Below are 6,363 nucleotides of genomic sequence, written 5' to 3' on the forward strand. Positions count from 1 at the left end.
AATGAAAATCGTCTCTCTGCTAAAAGAATTATGGGCTAGTTTTAATGGTTTACCATTTTTTGTGAAATTTAATATAACAGCAGGATTGCTGTTTTTTTTCATGATTGTTTTTTTAGTATTTTTTATTGTAAGCCTACGTTATCGAAAATTGTTAATCGTAGTCAAAAGAAAAAGTTTTGAAAAAGAACTGGCTAACATGATTAACGAATACTTGTTTTTAGACGAATATTCAGAAAAGCAGCGTAGTACATTTATCACATATCTTAAAAAAGATCAACTAGCACGAGAGGTGGCGTTAGAACAGTTTTTGATTTTTACTGAAAACTTTACCGGAGAATATATAGAGCGATTAAAGTTTTTTTTTGAAGAAGTAGGCTTAGCTAATTATTTATTTAACGTTTTAGCAAAAGGAAAGTGGGTAGATCAAGTAAAAGCAATTCATATATTATCTGAATTGAAAATAAAAAATGATGAATTGATGGTTCCTTTTTTAAAACATAAACGGCAAAAAATAAAAGAACAAGCCATTCTTTACTTCATTAAAACAGCTAATGATAAACCTTTAGAATTTTTAGAAGAGTTAACCCAAGAGTTAACCTTATGGGAGCAAATTCATATAGAACATAGTTTACGGTATTCTTATATAGGTGAAGTGCCAAATTTTGCTACTTATATTAATCATAAATTAACCAGCGTTAGCATTTTTAATATCCGCATGATTAGGTTGTTTAATCAGTATGAAAGTATAGAACAGTTAATGCCTAAACTTAATGAAGGTAATCAAGCTATAAAAAAAGAAGTTATTCGTACACTAACTACCTTAAACGTATCTAATGCGTTGCCTTTTATACTTCAAAATTTAAAAGATGATGGTTTTTTAGTGCAAAAAGAAATAATAAAAGCTATTTCTCAAATGGGAGACTATCAAATGCTAATTAATCTGAATCTTAATTTAGATAATCCATATTTAGAACTTGCTTTTCAAAATGCTAAATATAATTTAAAATCAACTTCTTAATGATTAATGTTGATCTTCTATTTTCTATATTCAGTTGGTTATTTATACTATATAGTGTAATTGTTTATGTAGGCTATCTATTAGCGTCTTTTTTTTCATTCTTAGAATTACGAGACTATAAACAGAATAACGCTATTGAAAATGAAGTTCCGCTTTTAAAAACATCTAACCTTCCCGCAATTTCTATTTTAGCGCCAGCCTATAATGAGTCTGTTACCATTATAGAAAATGTACGTTCTTTATTAACTCTTAATTATTCTGCTTTTGAAATTATTATTATTAATGATGGGAGTACAGACGATAGTTTAGAAAAATTAATTACTACTTTTCAATTAAAATTAGATACCTCACCTCGTTATAATTTTATGCACACAGCAAAAGTGAGGGCAGTTTACAAGTCTAAATTATCTTCTTTTGCAAGTTTGGTGGTTATAGATAAAGAAAATGGCGGTAAAGCAGATGCTTTAAATGCCGGAGTTAACTTGGCAAAACACCATTTAGTTTGCTGTATAGATGTAGATTGTGTATTAGAGCAAGACGCCTTGGTGAAGTTGGTAAAACCATTTCTTAATGCTACTAAACGTAAAGTAATAGCAGCAGGTGGTGTTATTCGTATTGCTAATTCGTGCGTTATAGAAGATGGTAAATTAGTAAAAGTAGAACTTCCTAAAAGTTTTATTGCGAGGGCACAACTCTTAGAATATTTTAGAGCTTTTTTAATGGGAAGAATGGCCTGGTCACGCATAGATGGTCTGTTAATTATTTCTGGAGCGTTTGGCATGTTCGATAAAAATTTGGTAATTGAAGCAGGCGGTTACAATACAGATACGGTGGGAGAAGATATGGAGCTATTGGTGCGTATGCGAAAAATGATGATTAAACAAAAAATTCCTTACGAGGTAGGTTTTATTCCAAATCCGTTATGTTGGACAGAAGTTCCTGAAGATTTAACTATTCTTTCTAAACAGAGAAATCGTTGGGCTCGAGGCTGTGCCGAAACTTTATGGATTCACAGGCGTATGTTATTTAATCCTTATTATAAAACTTTAGGACTGTTAAGCACACCTTATTGGTTCTTCTTCGAGTGGTTGGCCCCACTCATCGAATTTATTGGAATTTTGTTTTTTTTATATCTTATTTTTACAGAGCAAGTAAATTGGATGTATTCCATTAGTTTTTTTATAGTGATATATTTTCTTTCGGTATTATTTTCAATTACAGCTATTTTTTTTGAAGAATATTCTTTTCAGCAATATAAAAATGTAAAAGATATTTTTAAACTTATTCTAGCCTCTTTTTTAGAGCCTTTATGTTATCATCCTTTAGTCATGTGGTATTCTGTAAGAGGCAATATAGATTTGTTTAGCAGAAAAAAAGGCTGGGGGAAAATGACTCGTAAGGGGTTTACTAAATAATAAAAACAGGAGAAGTATTAATTAGGTCATTAAACTTTTTGTTATGTTTAAAAACAACTACTTATTTTTTAGCGCTGCTGCAGCGTTCATTTTTTTATTACAGTCGTGTCAGACTGAGTATCAAACAGAATCTTTAGCTGAACAATTAGAAAATGAAGAAATAATTATTCAAGATGCAGATGCAACTCGTTTAAGTACAGAAAATCTAGGGGTTGTAGGATTTAAAAATGTAGGTGTTCAACCTACAGAAATACCTAGAATAAGAACTTTAAGTACTAATGAAGAAGTTTCAAGTACAGATCTTCCTTTAATAACTATTGCTAGCGTAAATCCTCCTTCTATAGGTGGTACCTTGCTTAAAGCGACCCAAGTCGCTATTCATGAAAATTACGCTTATGTGTCTTATAATGTTGAAGGTGATGAATATAAAGGAGCTATTGATGTAATCGATATTTCAGATCCAGAAAACCCATTATTGGCTAGTCAGGTTATATTTCCTAATACAGATATAAATGCGATTGTGTATAGTAACGGCAATTTATTTGTGGCAGGAGCCAATCCTTCTTTAAGTATTGAAGGTACAGATCCAGCGCTTCTATTTAGAATAGGCTTAGTGCAAGATTTACCTGTAACTAATGATCTCACTTTAATTGATATGCCTGGATTTTCTGGTGTAGATGTAACCGTTGATGGAAATAGAATTTATGGAGTTTCAGGAGATAACGGCGTGTTGGCTCGTTACAACCAAAATGGAAATTTACAAAATAGTATTTCTATCACAGATTTAAGAGCTGTAGGTATTAACAATAACCAATTAGTTGCTTTAAGTGGTACTACTGGCGTGTATGTTTATAATGCCAATAACTTATCTCAAACTTTAAATTTTTCGACGCTTCAAGATGTTCCGGAGGCAAAACGTACCATTGCTTTTTATAATAATCAATTATTAGCTGCAGAAGGAACCGATGGAGTAGGAATATATGATTTAAACTCAGGCAATCAAATTAATACTTTGCCATTGCCAGCCCTGAATAGTCTGCCTTCTACTATAGATCCAGCAGAGGTAGTAACAAATGCCGTGACTACCATAGATAATTATATTATTGTAGCCCAAGGATCTGCAGGGGTAAGTTTATTTGAAGTAGGAAATGATGTAACCGATGTGAATAATGTAGGAATATTAGATTTAGACGATTCTGCCAATTATGTAAAAGGTGAAGGGGAATATTTATTTGTAGCTAATGGTGGTGGAGGCTTAAAAATTATTAAACGTTTAACTACCGTTCCTTCTGCAATAGATGGAAGCATTGCTTGCGAAAATTTTCCGCCGTATACAGGTTTAACTTGGATGAGTATTAATTCTAATCAAGAAAAAGCTTATAGTGGTACAACAAGTGTTAGCGGAATTCAAGTAAAGGGAGACTTAACTTATTGTGGTAACCTTGCTGTAAGTCAAGCAATCAGTATTACAAGTAATGGTAACTTTTTTATGAGTGGCTCATTAGTACAAGGAACTACAACAAACCCATTATTATCTTTTGAAGTTAAATCTAATGCCTTAGCGCAAATTGAAGGAAGCGTGACGATTTATGGAAATTTAAATATGAGTAGTGGAGGTACACTTCAAATCAATGGTGATTTGACTGTTTATGGTAATGTAAATATGGGAGCAAACTCTACGTTAGAATTTCAAGGAAATTCTTCTACTGCCAATGTTCATGGCACTTTAAATAGACATCAAAATAGTACTGTAAGTGGTCAATTTATCGACACCCAAAGTAAATTTTAAGTAATATAATTATTTTAATTTTTGAAAAGCCGAAGTCTTATGATCTTAGCTTTTTTTATATCATTAATTTTCTTGTTAACTCTAGTGAAGATGTGATTAAAATAAAATTATTCAATCTTTTAATAGTCTAATGTAATGCTAAAAGCGATGGAAGGACTAAAATATTTCCTTACTTTTGTATATCAATAAAAAACAAAAAATTATGGCATTAGAGATAACAGACGAAAATTTTGAAGAAACCGTATTGAAAAGTGATAAGCCAGTAATGGTAGATTTTTGGGCTGCTTGGTGCGGGCCTTGTCGTATGGTTGGACCTATCATTGATGAAGTAAGTAAAGAATACGATGGTAAAGCAGTAGTTGGTAAATTAGACGTAGATGCAAACCAAGAATTTGCAGCTAAATACGGGGTGAGAAACATTCCAACAGTACTAGTTTTTAAAGATGGAGAATTAGTGAATCGTCAAGTTGGGGTTTCACCTAAAAATACATACACAGAAGCTATTGATGCTTTATTGTAATATTATAAAGATATATTTTGTAAAAAGGTTTGGCGTAAGTCAAACCTTTTTTATTTTTAGTAGGTTATAAACCAAATTCAAATGAATTTACAAGACGAAGTCAATAAAAGTAATGGATTTACCAATATAGAATTATTGGCAAAGCAAGTGGTAGAAGGTTTTATTTCTGGAATGCACAAAAGTCCGTTTCACGGTTTTTCGGCAGAATTTGCCGAGCATAAAATTTATAATAATGGAGAAAGTACAAAGCATATAGACTGGAAATTGTATGCTAAGACCGATAAACTTTATACCAAACGCTATGAAGAAGAAACCAATTTACGATGCCATTTAATTATAGATAACTCTTCGTCGATGCACTATCCTAACTTAAAGCAACAAAGCCTTAATCAGCTAAATAAAATAGGTTTTGCCGCTTTAGCTTCAGCTTCACTAATGCAAATTTTAAAAAAGCAGCGCGATGCGGTAGGTTTAAGTGTTTATAGCGATACTTATGAATATTATGCTCCAGAAAAAGGGAGTGAGCGACATCATCATATGTTATTACATGCATTAGAAGAATTGGTATTACATAAACCCACTAATAAAAAAACCAAAACTTATACGTTTTTACATCAAATTGCGCAAAAAATGAAAAGACGTTCGTTAATTTTTCTATTTACAGATATGTTTCAAGACGATGAAGAAGAAGAGCGCTTATTTGAATCACTAAGGCATTTAAAATATAATAAACATGAGCTTGTATTGTTTCATACCTATGATGGCGATAAAGAGTTTCAATTCAATTTTGACAACGTTCCTAAACGCTTTATCGATGTAGAAACCGGTGAAGGAATCAACTTGTATTCTGAAACGGTTAAAGAAAATTATGAAGCAGCTGTTAGCGATTATTTTAATCGGCTTAGACTAAAATGTATGCAGTACCAAATTAAATACGTTCCAGTAGAAATTCATCGTTCTTTTGATGATGTACTTACTACCTATATGGTAGAGAGAAGTAGATTCTAAAATAAGTCTCGAAAAGCCGATATTATGGATAGAATTAAAGTGGCTATTTTGATTTATTTCTATGATATCAATTTTAATTGATGCCTTTTAAATCCGATTTGAATTTTTTATTTAAAAATAATTAAATTTTTTTCATGCTTATTTTATTGAATTTCAGCTGGTTGATTTTACTCCGTGTTGTTGGGCTAAAAAAAAGTTTAAAATTAGTTTGCAGAAACGAAAATCAGTCTTATATTTGCACTCGCAATGACGCAACGGTCTGGTAGTTCAGTTGGTTAGAATACCTGCCTGTCACGCAGGGGGTCGCGAGTTCGAGTCTCGTCCAGACCGCAAAATTGCTAAAAGCTTCAATGGAAACATTGGAGCTTTTTTTACGAAGTTGTGTTGTGAGTACTAAATTTAAGTATTTGGTATTTTATGTTGATGTGTTTCAACCAATGAGAAGCTTTTCCTGTTTAAAGGAGAGGCTTTTTTTGGATCAAGTCCAAAATCTGGGTTTTTACGATTTTAAGAATATAATTTAATCAATCGATATAAGAAGTATTCGGTATTCCTCACTCCTCTAAATTGTGATCTAAAAGCCTTTACTTTGGCATTAAAGGATTCAGCTGAA

General features: G+C 31.9%; 5 protein-coding genes and 1 tRNA gene. All 6 read left to right on the top strand.

All coding sequences use genetic code 11. The features are described 5' to 3' along the window. The first annotated feature begins 1 nt into the window (after position 1). The 6 genes from KW502_RS01650 (at position 2) to KW502_RS01675 (ending at position 6,080) form a co-directional block, all read left to right on the top strand. A complete protein-coding gene (locus KW502_RS01650; RefSeq protein WP_219038786.1) occupies positions 2–1,018 on the top strand; it encodes a HEAT repeat domain-containing protein in 1,017 nt (338 codons plus the stop codon). Beyond that, positions 1,018–2,433 carry a glycosyltransferase family 2 protein gene (locus tag KW502_RS01655; protein ID WP_219038787.1) on the top strand — a complete coding sequence of 472 codons (1,416 nt, stop codon included), beginning with the start codon at positions 1,018–1,020 and terminating at the stop codon, positions 2,431–2,433. The genes KW502_RS01650 and KW502_RS01655 overlap by 1 nt, the downstream gene beginning before the upstream one ends. Positions 2,434–2,476: 43 nt before the next feature. Further along, a complete protein-coding gene (locus KW502_RS01660) occupies positions 2,477–4,222 on the top strand; it encodes an LVIVD repeat-containing protein (RefSeq protein WP_219038788.1) in 1,746 nt (581 codons plus the stop codon). Between the two features lie 202 nt (positions 4,223–4,424). After that, positions 4,425–4,742, top strand: coding sequence for a thioredoxin (gene trxA, locus KW502_RS01665; RefSeq protein WP_219038789.1), 318 nt, complete (start codon positions 4,425–4,427; stop codon positions 4,740–4,742). A gap of 81 nt (positions 4,743–4,823) precedes the next feature. Then, positions 4,824–5,750, top strand: a complete 927-nt coding sequence (locus tag KW502_RS01670) for a DUF58 domain-containing protein (protein WP_219038790.1) — start codon at positions 4,824–4,826, stop codon at positions 5,748–5,750. A 256-nt stretch (positions 5,751–6,006) separates the two neighbouring features. Then, positions 6,007–6,080: transfer RNA gene (locus KW502_RS01675), tRNA-Asp, on the top strand. Positions 6,081–6,363: the final 283 nt, after the last annotated feature.

The organism is Mesonia aestuariivivens, assembly GCF_019311235.1.
GTDB classification, from domain to species: Bacteria; Bacteroidota; Bacteroidia; order Flavobacteriales; family Flavobacteriaceae; genus Mesonia; species Mesonia aestuariivivens.

Excerpts from the sequence above, each read along its gene's own strand:
- KW502_RS01650 (WP_219038786.1), top strand. The coding sequence starts at position 2 with ATGAAAATCGTCTCTCTGCTAAAAGAATTATGGGCTAGTTTTAATGGT.
- KW502_RS01655 (WP_219038787.1), top strand. The coding sequence starts at position 1,018 with ATGATTAATGTTGATCTTCTATTTTCTATATTCAGTTGGTTATTTATA.
- KW502_RS01660 (WP_219038788.1), top strand. The coding sequence starts at position 2,477 with ATGTTTAAAAACAACTACTTATTTTTTAGCGCTGCTGCAGCGTTCATT.
- trxA (WP_219038789.1), top strand. The coding sequence starts at position 4,425 with ATGGCATTAGAGATAACAGACGAAAATTTTGAAGAAACCGTATTGAAA.
- KW502_RS01670 (WP_219038790.1), top strand. The coding sequence starts at position 4,824 with ATGAATTTACAAGACGAAGTCAATAAAAGTAATGGATTTACCAATATA.